Source organism: Mycobacterium sp. pW045 (assembly GCF_041287085.1).
GTDB classification, from domain to species: domain Bacteria; phylum Actinomycetota; class Actinomycetes; order Mycobacteriales; family Mycobacteriaceae; genus Mycobacterium; species Mycobacterium algericum_A.
In genome coordinates this window covers 106,840-127,772 of the sequence record NZ_JBGGKU010000006.1, presented here as the reverse complement: position 1 = coordinate 127,772, position 20,933 = coordinate 106,840, and the positions used below count along the sequence as shown (strand labels likewise).

The window sequence follows — 20,933 nt, the reverse complement described above, 5'->3', positions numbered from 1 at the left end:
GCGGAGGGCCTGGCGCGGCAGCGGTCGCACCGCCACGGTGAGGGCGTGAGCACAACCGCCGGCCTGTTGACCCTCATCGCCCACCCCGCGATGCGCGACGAACTGGCCCGGGTGGCTGCGGCCGTCGGCGTACGGGTCATCCAGCTCGATGCCACGTCGGTGCCGAGCCGCAAAGCCTGGACCGCGGCCGCGGCCATAGTGGTCGATGAGGCGGCCGCCGCCCGGTGTTCGGCGGCCCGACTGCCGCGCCGCGCGAACGTCATCGTCGTCACCGGGGCCCAGCCCGGCCCGGCCAGCTGGCAGGGCGCCGTCGCGGTCGGCGCACAGCGCGTCCTGACCCTGCCCGCCGACGGTGACGAGTTGGTGGCCGAGCTGGCCGAGGCGGCAGCGGCGGTACGTGACGGCGGGCGTCGCGGCCACGTGATCGCGGTGATCGGCGGGCGCGGCGGCGCCGGCGCATCGCTGCTGGCGACGGCGCTGGCACAGCGCGCCGGTGAGGCGCTGCTGGTCGACCTGGACCCCTGGGGCGGCGGCATCGACCTGCTGGCCGGCACCGAGAACGCCACCGGCCTGCGCTGGTGCGACCTGACCGCGCAGACCGGGCGGCTGACCTGGCCGGCGCTGCGTGATGCGCTGCCGCGCCAGCGCGGCGTCAGTGTGCTATCGGGCGCCCGGCGCGGCCAGCAGCCCCGCGATGCCGACGCCGGAACCGTTGACGCGGTGGTCGAGGCCGGCCGCCGCGGCGGGATCACGGTGGTCTGTGATCTGCCCCGGGCCCTGACCGATCCGGTCGAGACCGCCTTGGTCGCTGCCGACCTGGTGGTCGTGGTCAGCCCATGTGACGTGCGTTCGTGTGCGGCCGGCGCCGCGATCACACCGCGGCTGCGGGCGGCCAATCCCAACGTCGGGCTGGTGGTGCGCGGGCCGGCCCCCGGTGGGCTTCGCGCCGCCGAGGTGGCCGAGATCACCGGGTTGCCGCTGCTGGCGACGCTGCGGGCCGAGCCGCGGCTGGCCGAGCGGCTCGAACACGCGGCGTTGCGCCTGCACCGCCGGTCTGCGCTGGCGGCCGCTGCTGGCCGGGTACTCGATGTGTTGCCCGCCCGAACGGCCCTGGCGGCATGAGGGATTCGCTGATCGACCGGGTCCGGGAAAGGCTGGCCTCGGAGTCGTCGGCACCCTCGGATCTGCGCCCGGAGGCGGTGGCCGCGGCGATCCGGGCCGAATCCGGCGGGGTCCTTGGCGACACCGAGATGCTGTCCAACCTGCGGACGCTCCAAACCGAGCTGACCGGTGCCGGGATCCTGGAGCCGCTGTTGTGCGCGGCGGACACCACCGACGTGCTGGTCACCGCCCCGGACGCGGTATGGATCGATGACGGAGCCGGCTTGCGGCGCACGGACATCCGGTTCGCCGATGAAGCCGCCGTACGCCGGTTGGCTCAACGGCTGGCGGCGGCAGCCGGCCGCCGGCTCGACGACGCCCAGCCATGGGTCGACGGCCGGCTCGGCGGGATCGGCACCGGCGAGTTCACCGTGCGCCTGCACGCGATACTGCCGCCGGTCGCCGCCGACGGGACCTGCTTGTCGTTGCGGGTGCTGCGGCCGGCGACCCAGGACATCGCCGCATTGGCCGCGGCCGGCGGGATCGCGCGCGCGGCGGTGGCGTTATTGACCGACATCGTCCACGCGCGACTGGCGTTTCTGGTCTCCGGTGGCACCGGCGCCGGAAAGACCACACTGCTGTCGGCGATGCTGGGCGCGGTGCACCCGCGGGAGCGGCTGGTCTGCGTCGAGGACGCCCCGGAATTGCAGCCGCGCCACCCCCATCTGGTCCGGCTGGTCGCCCGGGCCGCCAACGTCGAGGGAGCCGGCGAGGTGGGGTTACGCGATCTCGTCCGGCAGGCGCTTCGGATGCGGCCGGATCGGCTGGTGGTCGGCGAGGTCAGGGGCGCCGAGGTGGTCGATCTGCTGGCCGCGCTGAACACCGGACACGACGGCGGCGCCGGCACCGTGCACGCCAATAGCCCAGCCGAGGTCCCGGCCCGCCTGGAAGCGCTGGCCGCACTCGGCGGCCTGGACCGCGCCGGGCTGCACAGCCAACTGGCCGCCGCGGTCCAAGTGTTGTTGCACGTCGGACGCGAGTCCGGTGGCAGGCGCCGCCTCACCGACATCTCAGTGCTGCGCCGCACCGATACCGGCCTGGTGCAGGCTGCACCGGTGTGGCACGTCGATCGGGGTCTGAGTGAGCATGCCGCCGAGTTCCGGGCACTGCTGCGCGAGCGGAAGCCGGCGTGACCGGCCACGGGGTCGCGGCGCTTGCGCTCGCTGCGGCCGCACTGCTCGGCGGTTCCCCGCGCCGGCGGCTCCGGCCGGCCGGTCGCCGCGGCCACCGGGTCAACCGGTGGGCCGTGTTGGGGTTGCCGGCCGGCTGCGCCGCCGTACTGGCCGTGGTCGTGCTGCCGGCCAGTGGCTGCCTGGCCGGGGCGCTGGCTGTCGGCACCGCCGCGCTGCGCCATCACCGGCGCCGCCGCGGTCGCCGTGCCGCGGCGGAGTCACGGGCGCTGGAAGCCGCCCTCGATGTGCTGGTCGGTGAGCTGCGTATCGGAGCGCATCCGGTGCGGGCGTTCGCCGCTGCCGCCGCCGAAACCGGCCACGACGCGGTGGCCGCCGGCTTGCGCGGCGTGGTCGCCCGCGCCCGACTGGGCGCCGACGTCGTCACGGGGCTACGTGATGCGGCCGGGTCTTCGGCGATGCCCTCGCACTGGGAGCGGCTCGCGGCCTACTGGCAACTCGGCGGCGAACAGGGCCTGGCGGTGGCCACCCTGATGCAGGCCGCCCACGGTGATATCACCGCCCGACAACGATTTTCGGCTCAAGCCGAGGCCGGGATGGCCGGCGCGCGGGCGTCGGCGACGATCCTGGGCTGCCTGCCGGTGCTCGGTGTGCTGCTGGGTCAAGTGATCGGGGCCCGTCCGGTGGCCTTTCTGCTCGGCGGTCCGGGCGGGGTGCTGTCGGTGGTCGGAGTGAGCCTGATCTGCGCCGGGCTGCTGTGGTCGGACCGGATCACCGGATGTACCGGCGCCGCCTTATGAGCGCCGCCGCGGTGTTGCTCGCGATGGCCGTGCTGGCCGTCCCGTCGACGGTGCGGGCGCGGGCCGGGATGCCGCGGCCGCAACGTCCGGTGCGCCACCGGCCGGCGCCGGGCGGTGACGCGCTGGCGTTGGCCGCCGGCCTCGAGGTGTTCGCCTTATGCCTGACCGCCGGAATGCCGGTCTCCGGTGCGGCCGCGGCCACCGCCCGATACGCGCCGCCGCAGTTGGCGGAAGTGCTGCGCCGCGGCGCGGACCTGTTGGCCCTGGGCGCCGAACCGGGCGTCGCGTGGTCGGCGCCGCCGGACCGATCAGCCGATGCACTCGACCCCTCGACCACCGCGGTGCTCCGACTGGCCCGGCGATCGGGTGCCTCCGGCGCGGCGCTGGCCACCGGACTCGCCGCACTGGCCGCCCAAAGCCGAGCGGCGGCGGCACATCAGGCCACGGCCGCCGCGGAGCGGGCCGGCGTGCTGATCGCCGGGCCGCTCGGGCTGTGCTTCCTACCGGCCTTCGTGTGCCTGGGCATCGTGCCGGTGGTGGCCGGGCTGGCCGGTGACGTACTGCGGTCGGGCCTGCTGTGAGCGGGCGACGCGCCGCGGAGGTGTCGTGGAAGGTGCCGGAGAAAATGATGGAGGAGGTCTGGTGAAAACACCGATACTGCAGGCGCGCAACGTGTTTCGAATCGCCCAGCTCAAGCTGATGTTGCTGGCGGCAGACGAGTCGGGGATGTCCACGGTCGAATACGCGATCGGGACGATCGCGGCCGCCGCCTTCGGGGCGATCCTTTACACCGTCGTCACCGGGGATTCGATCGTCGCCGCGCTGAATCGGGTCATCGGGCGCGCACTGAACACCAAGGTCTGACGGGCGTTGGCTTGCCGTGGCCGACTCACCGACGATGCCGGCGCCAGCACGGTCGAGGCGGCGTTCGCGTTGGCGGCCCTGGTCGCGGTGCTGGTGCTGTGCCTGGCGGGGATCAGCGCGGTGTCCGCACAGCTGCGCTGCCTCGACGCCGCCCGCGAGGCGGCGAGGTTGGCGGCGCGTGGCGATGCGCCGGCGGCGACGGCGGTGGCGCGGCGGATCGCTCCGGCCGGCGCGGCGGTCCGGTTGCGGCCCGATGGCGGCTTCGTGGTCGCGACGGTCACCGTCCGCCCGGCGCTGCTGCCGGGCCTGGTGGTCAGCGCCGAGGCGGTGTCGGCCGCCGAGCCGTCCCGGTGAGGCCGGCGCGGCCACGGTGGCCGCCGCCGCGATGGTCGCGGTGATGCTGACGGTCACCGGCGGGGGCTTGCTGCTGGGCGCGGCGGCCATCGCTCGGCACCGGGCCCAGGCGGTCGCCGACTTGGCCGCGCTGGCCGGCGCGGCCCGCATTCCGGCCGGCCCGGATGCGGCATGCGCGGCGGCGCAACGACTGGCCCGAAAGATGGCCGTCCGCGACATCGGTTGTGCGGTCGATGGGCTCGACCTGACGGTCACCGTGGCGGTCGCGGTGCCCGGCTGGCGGATCGGTCCGGCCAGGGCGAGCGCTCGCGCCGGCCCCGTCGGCGAGGCGGCGCCGGTGATCGGCTACGAGACGTCGGCCGGCGGCTCCAGCTCGGCCTCGGCCAGTTCGTCGTCGGTGGGCAGCCGCAGCGCGATCAGGCCGGCGTAGGTGCCGGCTTCGAGCTCGATCCGGTTCACCGTCACGTGCACCGGCGCCCAGCCCCCGTCCGGCTGGCGCAGTCGCAGCACTCCGGTCGCCGGCCCGGCGGTGAAATCGGTCGTCATGCGGGCGACCCGGGCTTCGTCGTCGGGATGCACCCGGGGGGCCTCCACCGTGCCGCGCCAGTCGTAGAACGGGCACGGCTCGTCCAGCCACTTCAGCAGCCGCCAGTCGATCAGGTCGACCATGGCCCGGTGCACGCCGGGCTGCGCCAGCCCGTGCAGGATCTGCTGCGCCAGAAAATCGGGACGCTGCACGGTGCCGTCGAGTTGGCCGCGCCAGTTCATGCCCCGCGCCACCAGATGCTCACGCCCGCCCGGATCGGACTCCCAGGCGGTGCGCGCCACGAAACCCACCCGGATGGTGTCGCCGCGAAAATCGGTGACATCCCAACTGCTGCAGATGGTCTTGTCGGGTTCGGCCCGAATCGCCAGTGCCAGCACCTTGTTCTCGTTGGGGTTGAAGTCGCGGGTGGGCAGTTCCTCGGCGAAGGCCCGGCCGTGGGTGGCCTCCACCGCGGGGTCCTTGCCGCTGTTGGCCAGTGATTCCTCGGTGTCGGTGGCGACGCCGAGGGTCAGGTCCCACTTCAGCGGGCCGGGGGTGGGACGCTCCGGTGGTTCGGCATCGGCCGGGCCACTCCAGACATGCACGCCGTGCACGTGGCCGTCGGACATCACCACCGGCTCGGTCCGGATCACCCGGTCATGCTTGGGGGTGATGCTGACCAGGCTCTGCCCGGTGCGCATCGTCTCGGCGATCGCAGTCCGGATCGCAGCCAGATGCGGGCTGCGACGCAGGAACTGGGTGATCGGCACCAGATTCTTCACCTGGCGCCCCTGGGCGACGACTACCGGTTCACCGCCGAGCGTCTCCACCAGCAACCAGTCGTGTGCCATAACCGGGGATTTTACGGCCAACGGTTCGCTACCAGCACCAACAGCAGCCGTTTCCCAGTTTTATCCGGCGGCGCGAGGTAACCTGGTTGGTTTTCGAGTTGCGTTGGTCCCGTACAGCCGGTAACTTACGGCCGCATCCGGCTGTGTACCGGGTCTTGGGGAACGGTTTGTTGTCGGCCGTTCGTCTCGCTGCTCCGTCGGCGTCTCCGGTGGCATGTTTGCCACGGGAGTCCGCGGGGTATCGGTTCGGGGAGTCGGCCGTTCGGGGGGTCGGCCGACTCCCGCAACCGTGCTTCCCGACTAGTGCCGGCCCGTGCCGTTGAGCCTGTCGAGCACCAACCGCAGTACCCCCACCGCACCCTCCTTGTCCAACGGGTCGTTGCCGTTGCCGCACTTGGGCGACTGCACGCATGACGGGCAGCCCTGCGGGCATTCACAGCCTTCGATCGTCTCCGCGGTGGCGGCCAACCAGGTGGCCGCCGAGCGGAACCCTCGCTCGGCGAATCCCGCGCCGCCCGGGTAGCCGTCGTAGACGAACACGCTGGGCAGCGCGCCCAGTGAGCCGGGCCCCAGCGCCGTGGACAGTCCGCCGATGTCGCCGCGGTCGCAGCTGGCCACCAGCGGCAGCAACCCGATCGCCGCGTGCTCGGCGGCGTGCAACGCCCCCGGTATCCGCGCTTCGGTGATGCCACAGCCGGCCAACGCCTCGGCGGTGACGGTGTAGACCACCGCGGTGGTCGGCAGCGTCGCCGGGGGCAGCTCCAGCTCGACGAAGTCCAGCACCTCGCCGGTCGGCAGCCGCCGCAGGTAGCCGACGATCTGGCGGGTCACCATGACCGGCATCAGTCCGAGGCTGACCGGTCCGAACCACGCGCGTTCGCCGTCGCCGGTCACCGCTATGTCGGTGATCTCCCGGGCGAACGTCGCGTAACCGGGATCCTCGGCGTGCACGAAGGCGATCCGGCGTTCGGTGTCCAGCGAATCAACCAGGTAACTCTCGCCCTGATGCAGATACACCGCCCCGGTGTGCACGGTGGCCGGCGCCCGCCCGGCATCGACGTTGCCCAGCAACCTGCCGGTGTCGGCTTCCACGATCACCACCTGCCCGCCGGCAGCGCCCCGGATGTCGACCTCCGGATGCGGGTCGAGCCCGGGCGCCGGAAAATACCTCTCGGAGCGCCGACGCAGCAACCCCTCGTCGACCAGGCTCTCGGCGACCCGCTCGGCGCCCAGTTGCGCCACTTCAGCCACCGTCAGCGGCAGCTCGGTGGCCGCGCACAGCAACTGCGGCCCCAGCACATACGGGTTGGCCGGGTCGATCACGACCTGCTCGATCGGTTTGTCGAGCAGCGCCGCGGGATGGTGCACCAGGTAACTGTCCAGCGGGTCGTCGCGGGCGATCAGCACGATCAACGCGGTCTGACCGCGCCGGCCGGATCGGCCGGCCTGCTGCCAGAACGACGTCACGGTGCCGGGAAAACCCGCGATCACCACCGCGTCCAGCCCGGCGATGTCCACCCCGAGCTCCAGCGCGTTGGTGGTGGCCAGCCCGTACAGCTCCCCGTCGGCCAGCGCACGTTCCAGCCCCCGGCGGTCCTCGGCCAGATAACCCGCCCGGTAGGAGGCGACCTTGTCGGCCAGCGCCGGGGCGACCGATTCCAGCCGGGTGCGGGCCGCCAGCGCGGTCAGTTCGGCGCCGCGGCGCGAGCGGACGAAGGTCAGCGTGCGCGCACCCTCGGCGATCAGGTCGGCCATCACCCGGGCCGCCTCGGTGCCCGCAGCACGGCGTACCGGCGCGCCGTTCTCCCCGGTCATGTCGCCGCGCAGTGCGGGCTCCCACAGCGCGACCGTGCGGGCGCCGTGCGGCGAGCCGTCCTGGATCACCTCGGCGACGGGCTGCCCGATCAGAGCCGACGCGCTGGCCCCCGGTGCCGCCGTGGTGGCGCTGGCGAAGATCACCGTCGGGCCCTGGCGCCCAGGCGCCCCAGATCCCGAGTAGCGGGCGCACAACCGCAGCAGCCGCCGGAGCACCATCGCCACATGTGAGCCGAAGACGCCCCGGTAGTAGTGGCATTCGTCGACGATCACGAAGCGCAGCCCGCGCAGGAACACCGCCCAGCGGGCATGGTTGCGCAGCAGTGACAGATGGATCATGTCCGGGTTGGAGAACACCCAGCGGGACCGTTCCCGGGCGAACCGGCGCAGCTCGGCGGGGCTGTCGCCGTCGTAGGCGATCGGGGCCACCGCAGCGGCCGCGTCGCTCAACCGCGGCACCGCCGCGGTCAGGGCGTGCGCGGTGCGCAGCTGGTCGTGGCCCAGCGCCTTGGTCGGCGACAGGTACAGCGCCCGGGCGCGTGGATCGGCCGCCAGCGCCGCCATGACCGGAAGCTGATAGGCCAGCGACTTTCCCGAGGCCGTGCCGGTGCCGATCACCACATGACGCCCGGTGTGTGCCAGTTCGGCGGCGGCCAGCTGATGCGACCATGGCGTCTCGATCCCACGCCCGGTGAAGGCGCCGACGACGTCGTCGCCGGCCCAGTCCGGCCAGGCGACCGCTTGTCCTGGCGACGCCGGCAGGTCGGCGACGTGGCGCAGCGGATCTTCACCCGGTTCGATGCCGGCGAGCGCGGCGGCCAGCAATTCACCGCCGAAATTCACCGTCATTCATCCTGTCCTCAGTCCTGCACAGAAAGTCCGCCGCCGTATTGTTCACCCTCCGACCGGCATTTTGGGCACCGCAGTCTGTCCTCGGCGCGAGGAACGTGGTTGACTGATGGACGGTCGTAGCTTCTGTGTTCGTGTCAAGCCTTCGCAGGATCTGTGGTTGCGGCCGCAGTGCCCGCGGGGGATGGGTCGGTGGCAGCACCGACTGACCGCCAGGGTACGGCGGCCGGAACAGGCCCGGGGCAGCGAAGGGCGGTGCCCCGAACAACGGTGCTATGCACCGGGCAAGAAGAGTAAGGAAAGATCGACAGATGCCACAGGGAACTGTGAAGTGGTTCAACGCGGAGAAGGGCTTCGGCTTTATCGCGCCTGAAGACGGGTCAGCGGACGTGTTTGTCCACTACACGGAGATCCAAGGGTCCGGCTTTCGCACCCTCGAGGAGAATCAGCGAGTGGAGTTCGAGGTCGGGCAGAGCCCCAAGGGCCCGCAGGCCACCGGCGTCCGCGCCGTCTAAGCAACGGGATTCGGCGACACCCCCCGGGCAGCTCCCACCAACGGAGCAAAGCCGGGGGGTTTCGTTAACGGGCGGGTCGGGCAGGACGAGCCGACCCGGACGCCGCCGGGGATGCTGGACCGGCTTACTGTCGGTTACGTGAGCCAGCTTTCCTTCTTTTCGGCAGAGTCGGTGCCGCCGAGCGTCGCCGACCTCTCCGGGGTGCTGGCCGGCCCGGGACAGATCGTCGTCATGGGCGCCGAGGCGCGGCTGTCGGTCGTGGTCGATGCGCAGTGGCGGGCGGTGGCGCTGGCCGAGCTGATCACCGAGGCCGGGTTGCTGCCGGAGATCACCCGCACCGAAGAGGACACCCCGCTGGTGCGGACGGCAGTGGATTCGCGGCTGCGCGCACTGGCGCAGGCCTGGACGCGAGGAGCGGTGAAGACCGTTCCGCCGCAATGGGTTCCGGGCCCGCGGGAACTGCGGGCGTGGACGCTGGCGGCCGGCGCCGCAGAAGCCGACCGGTATCTGCTCGGTCTGGATCCGCACGCGCCCGACACCTTCGCGCCGCTGGCCTCGGCCTTGATGCGCGTCGGGATAGCGCCCACCTTGATCGGCACCCGCGGCAGCCACCCGGCGTTGCGGATCACCGGCCGCCGCAGGCTTGCGCGGCTGGTGGAAAATGTCGGGGAATCACCGCCGGGTCCCGAGGCGTTGACCCAGTGGCCGCGTGTCGAGGCACCGATCCCGGGCCATCGAGGCCACCTTTGAGAGAATTCCGTGCTGAACGTCGGTTTGCGTCGGCACGGCTGTGAGTGTGAGATTGTCAGTTGTCCACCGGCGGCACGGCCCGCAGGTGCGGACAGAAGTGGAGTGGTAAGCGCAAGGTGGCTGACGCTAAGACGGTGAGCGCCCGCAATGGCGATAAAACACCCGTGCGGCGACTCGTCATAGTCGAGTCGCCCACCAAAGCGCGGAAAATCGCCGGTTACCTGGGCAGCGGCTACGTCGTCGAGTCCTCCCGGGGCCATATCCGCGACCTGCCGCGCAACGCCGCCGACGTGCCGGCCAAGTACAAGACCGAACCGTGGGCGCGCCTCGGGGTGAACGTCGATGGTGAGTTCGAGCCGCTCTACATCGTCAGCCCCGACAAGAAGAGCACCGTCACCGAGCTCAAGGGCCTGCTCAAAGACGTCGACGAGCTCTATCTGGCCACCGATGGTGACCGGGAGGGGGAGGCGATCGCCTGGCACCTGCTGGAGACCCTCAAGCCGCGCGTTCCGGTCAAGCGGATGGTGTTCCATGAGATCACCGAGCCGGCGATCCGCAACGCCGCCGAGAACCCCCGCGACCTGGACATCGACCTGGTCGATGCGCAGGAGACCCGGCGTGTGCTGGACCGGCTCTACGGCTACGAGGTCAGCCCCGTGCTGTGGAAGAAGGTCGCCCCGAAGCTGTCGGCGGGCCGTGTCCAGTCGGTGGCCACCCGCATCATCGTGCAGCGCGAACGCGAACGGATGGCGTTCCGCAGCGCCTCCTACTGGGATGTGGTGGCCCAGCTGGATGCCAGCGTCTCGGATCCGACCGCATCCCCGCCCACCTTCACCGCCCGGCTGGTGGCCGTCGACGAGCAGCGGGTGGCCAGTGGACGCGATTTCGACTCGCTGGGGGCGCTGAAGAAGCCCGACGAGGTCAGAGTGCTCGACGAGGCGGCCGCGAACGCGCTGGCGGCCGGGCTGCAGGGCGCGTCGCTGACGGTGACCTCGGTGGAGGAGAAGCCCTACACCCGGCGGCCCTATGCGCCGTTCATGACCTCGACGTTGCAGCAGGAAGCCGGCCGCAAGCTGCGGTTCTCCGCCGAACGGACGATGAGCATCGCCCAGCGGCTCTACGAGAACGGCTACATCACCTACATGCGTACCGACTCGACGACGCTGTCGGCCAGCGCCATCGATGCCGCGCGTACCCAGGCCCGCCAGCTCTACGGCGAGGAGTACGTCTCGCCGACGCCGCGGCAGTACACCCGCAAGGTCAAAAACGCCCAGGAGGCCCACGAGGCGATCCGGCCGGCCGGCGAGACGTTCGCCACCCCCGACGCGGTGCGCAACGAGCTGGGCAGCGACGAGTTCCGGCTCTACGAGCTGATCTGGCAGCGCACGGTGGCCTCGCAGATGGCCGACGCCCGCGGTACCACGCTGAGCCTGCGGATCGGTGGGCAATCGGGGAGTCAGCAGGTGACGTTCGCCGCCAGCGGGCGCACCATCACCTTCGCCGGGTTCCTCAAGGCTTACGTGGAGACCGTCGACGAACTGGCCGGCGGTGAAGCCGACGACGCCGAGCGCCGGCTGCCGCAGCTGACCCAGGGCCAGCGGGTGGATGCCGCCGAGGCCACCCCGGACGGGCACTCCACCAACCCGCCGGCTCGTTACACCGAGGCCTCGCTGGTCAAATCCCTCGAGGAGTTGGGCATCGGGCGGCCCTCGACCTACTCGTCGATCATCAAGACGATCCAGGACCGCGGCTACGTCTACAAGAAGGGCAGCGCGCTGGTCCCGACCTGGGTGGCGTTCGCCGTCATCGGTCTGCTCGAACAGCACTTCGGCCGGCTGGTGGACTACGACTTCACCGCGGCGATGGAGGACGAACTCGACGGCATCGCCGCCGGGCGGCAGCGCCGCACCGACTGGTTGCACAACTTCTACTTCGGCGGCGACAACGGAGTCGAGGGCTCGATCGCCCGCGCCGGGGGGCTGAAGAAGCTGGTTGGGGTCAACCTGGAGGGTATCGACGCCCGCGAGATCAACTCGATCAAGCTGTTCGACGACGAGCAGGGCCGGCCGGTGTATGTCCGGGTCGGTAAGAACGGCCCGTACCTGGAACGCATGGTTGCCGGCGACGACGGCGAGCCGACGCCGCAGCGCGCCAATCTCGACGACTCGCTGCCGCCCGACGAACTGACCTTGGCGCTGGCCGAGGAACGTTTCGCCACCCCGCAGGAGGGCCGGTCGCTGGGCATCGACCCCGAGACCGGGCATGAGATCGTCGCCAAGGACGGCCGCTACGGCCCCTACGTCACCGAGATCCTGCCGCCCCCGCCGGACGACGAGTCCGGTGCAGCTGCCAAAAAGGGTAAAAAGCCGACCGGGCCCAAGCCGCGCACCGGATCGTTGCTGCGCAGCATGGATCTGCAGACGGTGACGCTCGAAGACGCGCTGAAACTGTTGTCGTTGCCGCGGGTGGTCGGTGTCGACCCCGGTTCGGGTGAGGAGATCACCGCGCAGAACGGCCGCTATGGTCCGTATCTGAAGCGGGGCACCGATTCTCGGTCACTGTCCACCGAGGAGCAGATCTTCGAGATCACCCTCGAAGAGGCGCTCAAGATCTACGCCGAGCCGAAACGCCGTGGCCGCCAAGCGGCTGCCGCGCCGCCGCTGCGTGAACTGGGCGCCGACCCGGCGACCGGCAAGCCGATGGTGATCAAGGACGGCCGCTTCGGGCCCTACGTCACCGACGGCGAGACCAACGCCAGCCTGCGCAAGGGCGACGAGGTGGCGTCGATCACCGACGAGCGGGCCGCGGAACTGCTCGCCGACCGGCGGGCCAAGGGGCCGGTGAAAAAGAAGGCTGCCAAGAAGACCACCCGCAAGGCGCCGGCCAAGAAAGCCACCAAGCGCTGAGTCAGTCCGCCGCGGCCGGGGTCCCGGCGTTCTCGGACGAGACCGCATCGGTGCCCGCAATCTTCAACGGCCGCGCCAACTGAGTGGAGCCGGCGCGCCCGCGCAACTCGACGATCTCGCCGACCTCCCAGCACAGCGCCTCCGAGTCGACCGCGCCGCTGACCGCTACCGCCGAAGCCAGCACGTGGCCCTCCTCCAGCTTGGCCAGCTCGGTCAGCCGGGCGGCCTCGTTGACCGGGTCGCCGATCACGGTGTACTCGAATCGGGCGCGGGCGCCGATATGGCCGGCGATGGCCCGCCCGGCGGAGACGCCGATGCCGAACTCCTCCGAACCCAGCACCGGCAGCAGCCCGTCGTGCAGTTCGCGGGCCGCCGCCAACGCGGCGCTGCAGGCATCGGGGTGCTCGATCGGGGCGCCGAAGATCGCCAGCGCCGCGTCACCCTGGAACTTGTTGACGAAACCACCCTGCCGTCCGACGGCCTCGACCACCACCCGGAAGAACTCGTTGAGCAGGTTGACGACTTCACTGGGCGGCCGGGTCGATGCGAGCTCGGTGGAGCCCACCAGGTCGACGAAGAGCACCGCGACGTCGCGTTCCTGGCCCCCCAGTTCGGTGCCGCGCTCCAAGGCGCGGCGCGCCACGTCCTCGCCGACGTAGCGCCCGAACAGGTCCCGCAGCCGTTGCCGCTCGGCCAGATCGCGCACCATGTCGTTGAAGCCGGCCTGCAGCAGCCCGAGCTCGCTGGCGTCGTAGATCTGCATGTGGGCGTTGTAGTTACCGCGCTGCACCTCCCCGAGCGCCCAGCGCAGCTGCCGCAGCGGATCGGCGATAGACATCGATACCAGCGCGGTGCCGGCCAGCCCGATGACCAGGGCGGCCAGCGCCATGAACAGGATCGGCGTGAACAGTTTGTCGGCCGAGGCGTCGAGCAACGACGTCTTGGCGGCCACCACCGACAGCACGATCGCCAGCAACGGCACGCCGGTCGACAGCAACCAGGTCAGCAGCTGACGCAGCAGCACCCCGGGGGAACGCAGGTTCTCCGGCACCCCGCCGCGCAGCGCCGCGACCGCGACCGGCCGCAGCACCCGCTCGGACTGCAGGTAGCCGATGATCGCGGTGGCGGCAGCACCCAGCGCGGTGGCGGTGACCACCACCGGCAACACGTCGTAGGTCACCGGCCAGCTGGCGGCGACGAACACCACCCCGCCCACCGTCCAGTAGCTGATGCTGATCAGGGAGCGGTAGAACGGCATCCGCAGCGCCCGGGACCTGGCCAGTTCGGTGTCGGCGGGGTCGGCCTCGGTGTCCGGCTCGGCCAGCATCGCCTCGCGGCGTTGCCAGCGGAACACCGGCATCAGCAACGAGGTGCTGATGGTGAAGCCGAGGACGAACAGGCACAACAAGGTGACGGCGAAGATCACCAGGTTGATGTGTGGCAGATCCTGCAGGTTGATCCGGTCCTCGATCGGCAGACCGAACCGAAGGAAGCCGAACACGAACAGTGAGCCGATGATGTCGGCCTGCAGCATGCTCAGCGTGAACACCGGCCACGGCGTACGCACCACCCAGCGGACGAATCGGCTGATCCGCCCGCCCAAGCTCGTGGTACTCACCAGAACACCGTATCCGGCGAGATGGGCAAAGCCAGAGTCCGAACGTCGTGCCCGACCGCTACTGTGACCGATGATGTCCGGGGTTTTCGCTCGTTTGGTCGGCCAACAGCCGGTGGAAGCCGAGTTGCTGGCGGCAGCCCGCGCGTCGCGCTATGACGCTGCTCACAGCGCGCGTGTCGCCGGAGGTATGTCACACGCCTGGCTGATCACCGGGCCGCCAGGATCGGGCCGCTCGATCGCGGCGGTGTGCTTCGCTGCGGCGCTGCAGTGCAGCGCCGACGAGGCCGACGGCGGGCCCGGGTGCGGAACCTGCCGGGCCTGCACCACCACGATGGCCGGAACGCATGCCGACGTCCGGCGGGTGGTGCCCGAGGGGTTGTCCATCGGTGTCGATGAGATGCGGTCCATCGTGCAGGTCGCCTCCCGGCGTCCCGGGACCGGCCGGTGGCAGATCGTGGTGATCGAGGACGCCGACCGGCTCACCGAGGGCGCGGCGAACGCGCTGCTCAAAGTCGTTGAGGAGCCGCCGCCGTCGACGGTGTTCCTGCTGTGCGCCCCGTCGGTCGATCCGGAGGACATCGCGATCACGCTGCGGTCCCGGTGCCGACATGTGGCGCTGGTGACGCCGCCGCCCGCGGCGGTCGCCCAGGTGTTGGTCGACACCGACGGGCTCGACCATGAGACGGCCGGCTGGGCGGCGGCGGTCAGCGGCGGCCACGTCGGCCGGGCCCGGCGGCTGGCCACCGACCCGGAGGCCCGGCAACGCCGGCAGCGGGCGCTGGCGCTGGCCCGCGACTCGGCCACCCCGTCCCGGGCGTTCAGCGCGGTCGATGAACTGGTGGCTGCGGCCGAGTCCGAGGCCCGCGACCTGACCGCCGATCGGGCCGAGGCCGAGACCGAGGAACTGCGCACCGCGCTGGGGGCCGGGGGCACAGGCAAGGGCACCGCCGGGACACTGCGGGGCACCGCCGGGGTGATCAAAGACCTGGAGCGCCGGCAGAATTCCCGTCACAAGCGGGCCTCGCGCGACGCGCTGGACCGGGCGCTGATCGACCTGGCCAGCTATTTCCGCGACGCCCTGCTGGTCGCCACCGCGTCGGCCGGCGCCGCGCGGCCCAACCATCCCGACATGGTCGATGCCGCCGCGGCGATGGCCGCGCACGCTCCCGCCGATGCGCTGTTGCGCTGCATCGAAGCGGTGCTGGAATGCCGCGACGCGCTGGCGGCCAACGTCAAACCCCGGTTCGCCGTCGGCGCGATGGTCGCCACCATTGGTCAGGCGCTGCGGGCCGACCTGTAAACTCGGCTGGTCCCGGTCTCGGTCGGGGCGCGCCGCCTTAGCTCAGTCGGTAGAGCGATTCACTCGTAATGAATAGGTCAGGAGTTCGATTCTCCTAGGCGGCTCCACACCCCCTCCCCAACTCTCGCGAGCGTGCGTGTCTGCACCGCGACACGCGGCTCTAGCCGGCATTCTGCGCACGCTCGCCGGGCGCCGTCACCGGTGAGGGCTCTCCGGCCGGATCCACCACCGGCAGCCGAACCCGGAACACCGTGGCCCCGTCGGCGGATTCCACCCCCACCGACCCGCTGTGCGCGCCGACGATCGAGGCCACGATCGCCAGTCCCAGCCCGGTGCTGCCCAGCTCGCTGGAGCGGGCCTTGTCGGCGCGGACGAACCGCTCGAACAGGTGCGGCACCATGTCGGCGTCGATCGCCGGGCCGTCGTTGGCCACCGTCAACTGCGCGACCGGCCCGCCCACCCCGGCGTGCTCCTCGGTGATGGCGGTGGTGACGGTCACCCCCGCCGGGGTGTGCACCCAGGCGTTCTTCAACAGGTTGGTGACAACCTGGTGCAGCCGGGCCCGGTCGCCGCGAACCCACACCGGGGACTCGGGCAGATCCTTGACCCAGTGGTGGCTCGGCGCGGCAGCCGCGGCATCGTTGACCGCATCGGCCACCAGATCGGCCAGGTCGACGTCTTCGACGTCGAGATCCTGGCCTTCGCCGAGCCGGGACAGCAACAGCAGCTCCTCGACCAGCGACGCCATCCGCTGTGCCTCGGATTCGATACGGGCCAGGGCGTATTCGGTGGTCGGCGGCAGCGTGGCGGAGTCCTGCCGGGTCAGTTCGGCGTAGCCCTGGATCGCCGCGAGCGGGGTGCGCAGCTCGTGGCTGGCGTCGGTGATGAACTGCCGCATCCGTCGGTCGGCCTCGCTGCGGTAAGCCAATGCGCTGTCGACGTTGTCCAGCAGGCGATTAAGGGCGCCGGCGACGATGCCCACCTCGTTGTCCGGATCGACGTCATCCTCGGACACCCGCACGGTGATGCGTTCGTCGCCGTCGGTGAGCGCCATGGCGGCCACCGCCCCGGCGGTGGCCGCGACGCGCCGCAGCGGGCGCAACGCGTAGTTGACCACGGTGATGGTCAGGCCCGCGGTTATCAGCAATGCCAACGTGTACAGCGTTGCGGCAGCGGCCATTCGGCGGGCGACGGTGCGGTTCGCCAGGTTCAGTGACCCGCCGATGAACAGCAGGTCGTCCTGGTCGACGACACGGGTCTCCACCCGATAGGTGCCCAGGCTGCCCAGGTCCATCGTCTGCGGGGGGCCGTCATGCCAGTGGTGGGCGTTGATCGCGGCGACCACGTCGGCAGGTGCGGGATAGGGGTCGTCCACGGTGAACACCGCCGACCCGATCACCTTGCCGTTGCGCAGCACCGCCAGCACATTGCCGGGCGTCTGATCGCTGAAACCCAGCATGGCCGACCCGATGGTCGACGCCTCGTCGGCGCCGGAGACATGTTGGGCGCGGCGATACTTGACGAAGGAATGACTGAAGGCGTTCATCGACTCGGACAGATCGGCATCGCTCGTCGCGGTGACGTAGTTGCGCAGGCTCAGCACCGACACCACGCCGACCGCCACGAACACCACAGTCACCACGGCCGACACCCCGAGCACCAGTTGGCGGGCCAGCGACCGCGGGCGCCACCAGGGCGCCTTTCGGGGCGTGCTCGGGGCGTCGATCACGGCTGCGGCTTCAACATGTAGCCCACACCGCGAACGGTGTGGATCATCGGCGGGTCAGCGTCGATCTTCTTGCGCAGGTAGGAGATATAGAGATCCACGATGCTGGTGCGGCCGGCGAAGTCGTAGTTCCAGACCCGGTCCAGGATCTCGGCGCGGGCCAGCGCCCGTCCCGGGTTGCGCATCAAGAACCGCAGCAGTTCGAACTCGGTGGCCGACAGCGACACCGGGGTGCGGCCGAACGTCACTTGCCGGCTCGCGCCGTCGAGCGTCAGATCACCCACGGTGAGCACCTCGTTCATCGGTGGCGTCAGCTGGGCGGAACGGCGCAGCAGACCGCGCAGCCGGGCGACCAACTCCTCCAGGCTGAACGGCTTGGTCATGTAGTCGTCGGCGCCGGAGGTCAGGCCGGTGACCCGGTCGGTCACCGAATCGCGGGCGGTGAGAAACAGCGTCGGGATATAGGCGTCGGATTCGCGGACCCGCTGCAGGATCTGCAGCCCGTCCACGTCGGGCAACATGATGTCGAGAACCAGCAGATCGGGCTCGCCGCTGTGAAACATGGCGACCGCGTCGCGGCCGTTGTGGGCGACGTCGACGACCCACCCTTCGTAGTGCAGCGCCATCGTCACCAGGTTGGTCAGCGCGGGTTCGTCGTCGACCAGCAGCACGCGGATCGGTGATCCGTCGGGCCGGTTGATCCGCGGCAGTTGCCCGAGGATCGCTTTGCGCGGGCTCCGGTGATCCGTGTTATCCGCCATCGATCATCATCTTCCACCCGGATCCGGGTCATTCGCCGAGCAGTCGTTGCTTTCGCTGAGCGAATTTCTCCGGGGTCAGAATGCCCGAGTCACGCAGTTCGACCAGGGCGCGCAGTTCGGCAACGACACCGATCGGTTTCGCCTTGGCGGGCTGGTCGGGTTCCTCGGGTTCGGCGGCCGGGCCAGGTGGCGCGGTGCGGCCCGGCGGGGTGACCGGCACCGCGTGGCGGCCGGCTCCGATGGTGCCGGCCACGGCGCGCCCGGCCATGCCGGCCAGTGCCATCTCGGCGAGCGGAGCTTCGGTGCCGGCGGCGGCCGCCGCCACGGCCGAGGCCGCACCGGATCGTGTCGACATCAGCGCGACCTCGCGCAGTGCGGACGGTGCGGCGGCGGCCCAGGTCTGCGGCACCGACAGCGAACCCAGCGGCACCGCCTTGCCCATGCTCGCCCACGTCGCGCCGACCGGCCCAGCCGCGGATCCCAGCGCACCGGCGGCCGGTGCGGTTTGGCCGACCAGCCCCAGCCCGCCCAGGGCGCCGAGTCCTTCGGCTCCTTCGGGAAAGACGAGTTCGCCCAACGTGATCGCCAGGCCACCGAACGCGCCGCCGAGGCCGATCCCGCCGAACGGGCCGACGCTGCCCACTTCCAGGACCGCGCCGGCCAGATCGAAGGCCAGACCGGGCGAGATGGCGCCCTCTGAGGTTCCGGCGGCGGTGCCGGCCAGTTGGGTGGCGGTGTTGAGGGCGGGGGTGGCGGTGGTGTGGGGTGCGGTGAAGGTGGGCAGTTGGGTGGCGGCGGCGGCGTTGCCGGCGTAGCCGTACATGGCGGTGGCGTCTTGGGCCCACATCTGGGCGTAGTGGGCTTCGTTGGCGGCGATGGCGGCGGTGTTCTGGCCGAGGATGTTGGTGGCGATCAGGGTGGCCAGTTGGGTGCGGTTGGCGGCGATGACCGGTGGGGGCACGGTCATGGCGAAGGCGGTCTCGTAGGCGGCTGCGGCGGCGTTGGCTTGGGTGCCGGCGTGTCCGGCTTGTGTTGCGGTGGCGGCCATCCAGGCGGCGTAGGGGGCTGCGGCGGTGGCCATGGCGGTGGCGGCGGGGCCTTGCCAGGTTTGGTCGGTCAGGCCGGTGATGATGCTGCGGAAGGAGGTTGCTGCGGTTTCCAGTTCGGCGGCCATGGCTTTCCAGGCCGTTGCGGCGGCCCGAATCGGGCCTGATCCGGCCCCGGAGTACATCAGCGCAGAGTTGACCTCCGGTGGCAACGCTGCAAAATTCATCGGCACTCCTGAATCCGGCTCAACTCGCGGCCACCGCGTTCGCGGCCTCGGTGGTCGCATAGGAGACCCCGCCGCCGCTGAGCGCCGCCACGAACATCTGGTTGATGGCCGCGGCCTGCGCAGCGATGTCTTGAAACAATGCGCCGTGGGCGTTGAACAGCGCCGCCATCGACGTCGAGACCGTATCGGCCGCGGGTGCCGCCATCGCAGTGGTGGGAGCGGCGACCGCTGCTGTTTGGGCCTGCACCGCCGAACCGATTCCGTGTAGATCCCCGGCCGCCGCCGACAACAGCTCCGGCTGTGTCACCACAAAAGTCATCGCTCAACCTCCCGTGTGAAATTCATTTCTCGACAAAACATTCGATGACGCGTTCTCGTTGGTTGTGAAACTCCTCGTCGGTCAGCACCCCGCAGTCCCGCAATTCGGCCAGACCCCGTAGTTCGGCGAGGATTTCGACGCCGGTCACCTCGGCCTCGGGTTCTTCGGGCCCATCCGGTGATTCGCGACGTGTCGTGGGACCGGCCCGGGCCGGCAGCGGTGCCCGGTGTCCCGAGCCGGCGGTGCCGGCCATGGCGCGTCCGGCCATGCCGGCCAGCGCCATCTCGGCGAACGGGGTCTGCGCTGCGGCGGCGGCCGACGCGGACGCGGTGCCGGATTGTGCTGCAACCAGCGCGACTTCGCGCAGTGCGGACGGCGCGGCGGCGGCCCAGGCCTGCGGCACCGACAGCGAACCCAGCGGCACCGCCTTGCCCATGCTCGCCCACGTCGCGCCGACCCGGCCGGTGCTGGTCAGCGCGGCCCCGGGTAACGAAGCGCCGACGGGAGGGGCCAGGCCCGGCAGACCGCCGGCGGGAGCGATCTGGCCGATCAGGCCCAGACCGGTCGCTGCGCCGAAGTCACCCGGGATGCCCAGGCCGGCGAACGGTGCCAGGCTGGCCGCCTCGATGGCCAGGCCACCGAACTCCAGGCCGGCGCCGCCGCCCTCGAACGGCGCGATGCTGTCCACCTCGAGAACCGCGACCAGCACGTCCAGCAACAGCCCGGGGGCGCCGGCGCCCTCGTAGGATCCCGACGTTCCGGCGGCGGTGCCTGCCAGTTGGGTGGCGGTGTTGAGGGCGTGGCTGGCGGTGGCGGGGGTGGGGGTGGTGTGGGGTGCGGTGAAGGTGGGCAGTTGGGTGGCGGCGGCGGCGTTGCCGGCGTAGCCGTACATGGCGGTGGCGTCTTGGGCCCACATCTGGGCGTAGTGGGCTTCGTTGGCGGCGATGGCGGCGGTGTTCTGGCCGAGGATGTTGGTGGCGATCAGGGTGGCCAGTTGGGTGCGGTTGGCGGCGATGACCGGTGGGGGCACGGTCATGGCGAAGGCGGTCTCGTAGGCGGCTGCGGCGGCGTTGGCTTGGGTGCCGGCGTGTCCGGCTTGTGTTGCGGTGGCGGCCATCCAGGCGGCGTAGGGGGCTGCGGCGGTGGCCATGGCGGTGGCGGCGGGGCCTTGCCAGGTTTGGTCGGTCAGGCCGGTGATGATGCTGCGGAAGGAGGTTGCTGCGGTTTCCAGTTCGGCGGCCATGGCTTTCCAGGCCGTTGCGGCGGCCCGAATCGGGCCTGATCCGGCCCCGGAGTACATCAGCGCAGAGTTGACCTCCGGTGGCAACGCTGCAAAATTCATCGGCACTCCTCGAATCGGCCGATATCCGACGGTATTTTCGGGCGCGCCGGCCGGGCAACCCGGCGGCCGGGAC

19 protein-coding genes and 1 tRNA gene are annotated in these 20,933 nt (G+C 71.0%); 12 read left to right on the top strand and 8 right to left on the bottom strand.

The window, feature by feature from the left end; genetic code table 11:
* The first annotated feature begins 45 nt into the window (after nucleotides 1-45).
* The 7 genes from ssd to ACAG20_RS11505 all read left to right on the top strand — a co-directional run bounded on the left by ssd (nucleotide 46) and on the right by ACAG20_RS11505 (nucleotide 4,739).
* Nucleotides 46-1,122 carry a septum site-determining protein Ssd gene (gene ssd / locus ACAG20_RS11535; RefSeq protein ID WP_370492617.1) on the top strand — a complete coding sequence of 359 codons (1,077 nt, stop codon included), beginning with the start codon at nucleotides 46-48 and terminating at the stop codon, nucleotides 1,120-1,122.
* The gene (locus ACAG20_RS11530; RefSeq protein ID WP_370492616.1) at nucleotides 1,119-2,294 is read left to right on the top strand and encodes a TadA family conjugal transfer-associated ATPase; all 1,176 of its coding nucleotides are present in this window, start codon (nucleotides 1,119-1,121) and stop codon (nucleotides 2,292-2,294) included. Before ssd ends, ACAG20_RS11530 begins: the two co-directional genes overlap by 4 nt.
* Nucleotides 2,291-3,091 carry a type II secretion system F family protein gene (locus ACAG20_RS11525; RefSeq protein WP_370492615.1) on the top strand — a complete coding sequence of 267 codons (801 nt, stop codon included), beginning with the start codon at nucleotides 2,291-2,293 and terminating at the stop codon, nucleotides 3,089-3,091. The genes ACAG20_RS11530 and ACAG20_RS11525 overlap by 4 nt, the downstream gene beginning before the upstream one ends.
* Nucleotides 3,088-3,672 carry a type II secretion system F family protein gene (locus tag ACAG20_RS11520; protein ID WP_370492614.1) on the top strand — a complete coding sequence of 195 codons (585 nt, stop codon included), beginning with the start codon at nucleotides 3,088-3,090 and terminating at the stop codon, nucleotides 3,670-3,672. The genes ACAG20_RS11525 and ACAG20_RS11520 overlap by 4 nt, the downstream gene beginning before the upstream one ends.
* A 118-nt stretch (nucleotides 3,673-3,790) precedes the next feature.
* The gene (locus ACAG20_RS11515; RefSeq protein ID WP_081465680.1) at nucleotides 3,791-3,955 is read left to right on the top strand and encodes a DUF4244 domain-containing protein; all 165 of its coding nucleotides are present in this window, start codon (nucleotides 3,791-3,793) and stop codon (nucleotides 3,953-3,955) included.
* Between the two features lie 6 nt (nucleotides 3,956-3,961).
* Nucleotides 3,962-4,309, top strand: coding sequence for a TadE family type IV pilus minor pilin (locus ACAG20_RS11510; RefSeq protein WP_370492613.1), 348 nt, complete (start codon nucleotides 3,962-3,964; stop codon nucleotides 4,307-4,309).
* A 16-nt stretch (nucleotides 4,310-4,325) separates the two neighbouring features.
* Complete coding sequence (locus ACAG20_RS11505) at nucleotides 4,326-4,739, top strand: Rv3654c family TadE-like protein (protein WP_370492612.1); 414 nt, start codon at nucleotides 4,326-4,328, stop codon at nucleotides 4,737-4,739.
* Here ACAG20_RS11505 and ACAG20_RS11500 read toward each other — a convergent pair.
* Both ACAG20_RS11500 and ACAG20_RS11495 read right to left on the bottom strand, forming a co-directional pair.
* Nucleotides 4,655-5,686, bottom strand: coding sequence for a PAS domain-containing protein (locus tag ACAG20_RS11500; protein ID WP_370492611.1), 1,032 nt, complete (start codon nucleotides 5,684-5,686; stop codon nucleotides 4,655-4,657). The genes ACAG20_RS11505 and ACAG20_RS11500 overlap by 85 nt on opposite strands.
* A 300-nt stretch (nucleotides 5,687-5,986) precedes the next feature.
* Nucleotides 5,987-8,350 carry a DEAD/DEAH box helicase gene (locus tag ACAG20_RS11495; protein WP_370492610.1) on the bottom strand — a complete coding sequence of 788 codons (2,364 nt, stop codon included), beginning with the start codon at nucleotides 8,348-8,350 and terminating at the stop codon, nucleotides 5,987-5,989.
* Nucleotides 8,351-8,661: 311 nt separating this feature from the next.
* Between ACAG20_RS11495 and ACAG20_RS11490 the strand changes: the two genes are divergently transcribed.
* The 3 genes from ACAG20_RS11490 (at nucleotide 8,662) to topA (ending at nucleotide 12,521) form a co-directional block, all read left to right on the top strand.
* A complete protein-coding gene (locus tag ACAG20_RS11490; RefSeq protein ID WP_005138711.1) occupies nucleotides 8,662-8,865 on the top strand; it encodes a cold-shock protein in 204 nt (67 codons plus the stop codon).
* A 138-nt stretch (nucleotides 8,866-9,003) separates the two neighbouring features.
* Complete coding sequence (locus ACAG20_RS11485) at nucleotides 9,004-9,615, top strand: hypothetical protein (protein WP_112688776.1); 612 nt, start codon at nucleotides 9,004-9,006, stop codon at nucleotides 9,613-9,615.
* A gap of 134 nt (nucleotides 9,616-9,749) precedes the next feature.
* Nucleotides 9,750-12,521: a type I DNA topoisomerase gene (gene topA, locus ACAG20_RS11480; RefSeq protein ID WP_370492609.1), complete on the top strand. Its 2,772-nt coding sequence runs from the start codon at nucleotides 9,750-9,752 to the stop codon at nucleotides 12,519-12,521.
* Between the two features lies 1 nt (nucleotide 12,522).
* On the opposite strand, the gene ACAG20_RS11475 is transcribed toward topA, so the two are convergent.
* On the bottom strand, nucleotides 12,523-14,211 hold the full coding sequence (locus ACAG20_RS11475; protein ID WP_370492755.1) for an adenylate/guanylate cyclase domain-containing protein: 1,689 nt from the start codon (nucleotides 14,209-14,211) through the stop codon (nucleotides 12,523-12,525).
* Between the two features lies 1 nt (nucleotide 14,212).
* On the opposite strand from ACAG20_RS11475, the gene ACAG20_RS11470 reads away from it, so the two are divergent.
* Together ACAG20_RS11470 and ACAG20_RS11465 are read left to right on the top strand one after the other, a co-directional pair.
* Complete coding sequence (locus ACAG20_RS11470) at nucleotides 14,213-15,439, top strand: DNA polymerase III subunit delta' (protein WP_370492608.1); 1,227 nt, start codon at nucleotides 14,213-14,215, stop codon at nucleotides 15,437-15,439.
* 31 nt (nucleotides 15,440-15,470) lie between these two features.
* Nucleotides 15,471-15,546 (top strand) — tRNA-Thr (locus tag ACAG20_RS11465).
* Between the two features lie 53 nt (nucleotides 15,547-15,599).
* Here the strand turns inward: ACAG20_RS11465 and ACAG20_RS11460 are convergent.
* From ACAG20_RS11460 to ACAG20_RS11440, 5 genes are read right to left on the bottom strand one after another with little or no spacing between them, the layout of a single operon-like run.
* Nucleotides 15,600-17,168 (bottom strand): sensor histidine kinase, encoded by a 1,569-nt coding sequence (locus ACAG20_RS11460; protein WP_370492607.1) that lies wholly within the window; start codon nucleotides 17,166-17,168, stop codon nucleotides 15,600-15,602.
* Nucleotides 17,165-17,926: a response regulator transcription factor gene (locus tag ACAG20_RS11455; RefSeq protein WP_112689522.1), complete on the bottom strand. Its 762-nt coding sequence runs from the start codon at nucleotides 17,924-17,926 to the stop codon at nucleotides 17,165-17,167. The genes ACAG20_RS11460 and ACAG20_RS11455 overlap by 4 nt, the downstream gene beginning before the upstream one ends.
* A gap of 28 nt (nucleotides 17,927-17,954) precedes the next feature.
* Nucleotides 17,955-19,199: a PPE domain-containing protein gene (locus ACAG20_RS11450; RefSeq protein WP_370492606.1), complete on the bottom strand. Its 1,245-nt coding sequence runs from the start codon at nucleotides 19,197-19,199 to the stop codon at nucleotides 17,955-17,957.
* A 19-nt stretch (nucleotides 19,200-19,218) separates the two neighbouring features.
* Nucleotides 19,219-19,518, bottom strand: coding sequence for a PE family protein (locus ACAG20_RS11445; RefSeq protein WP_370492605.1), 300 nt, complete (start codon nucleotides 19,516-19,518; stop codon nucleotides 19,219-19,221).
* 22 nt (nucleotides 19,519-19,540) lie between these two features.
* Entirely contained in the window at nucleotides 19,541-20,860 is a 1,320-nt protein-coding gene (locus ACAG20_RS11440) for a PPE domain-containing protein (RefSeq protein WP_370492604.1), read from the bottom strand.
* Between the last annotated feature and the right edge of the window lie 73 nt (nucleotides 20,861-20,933).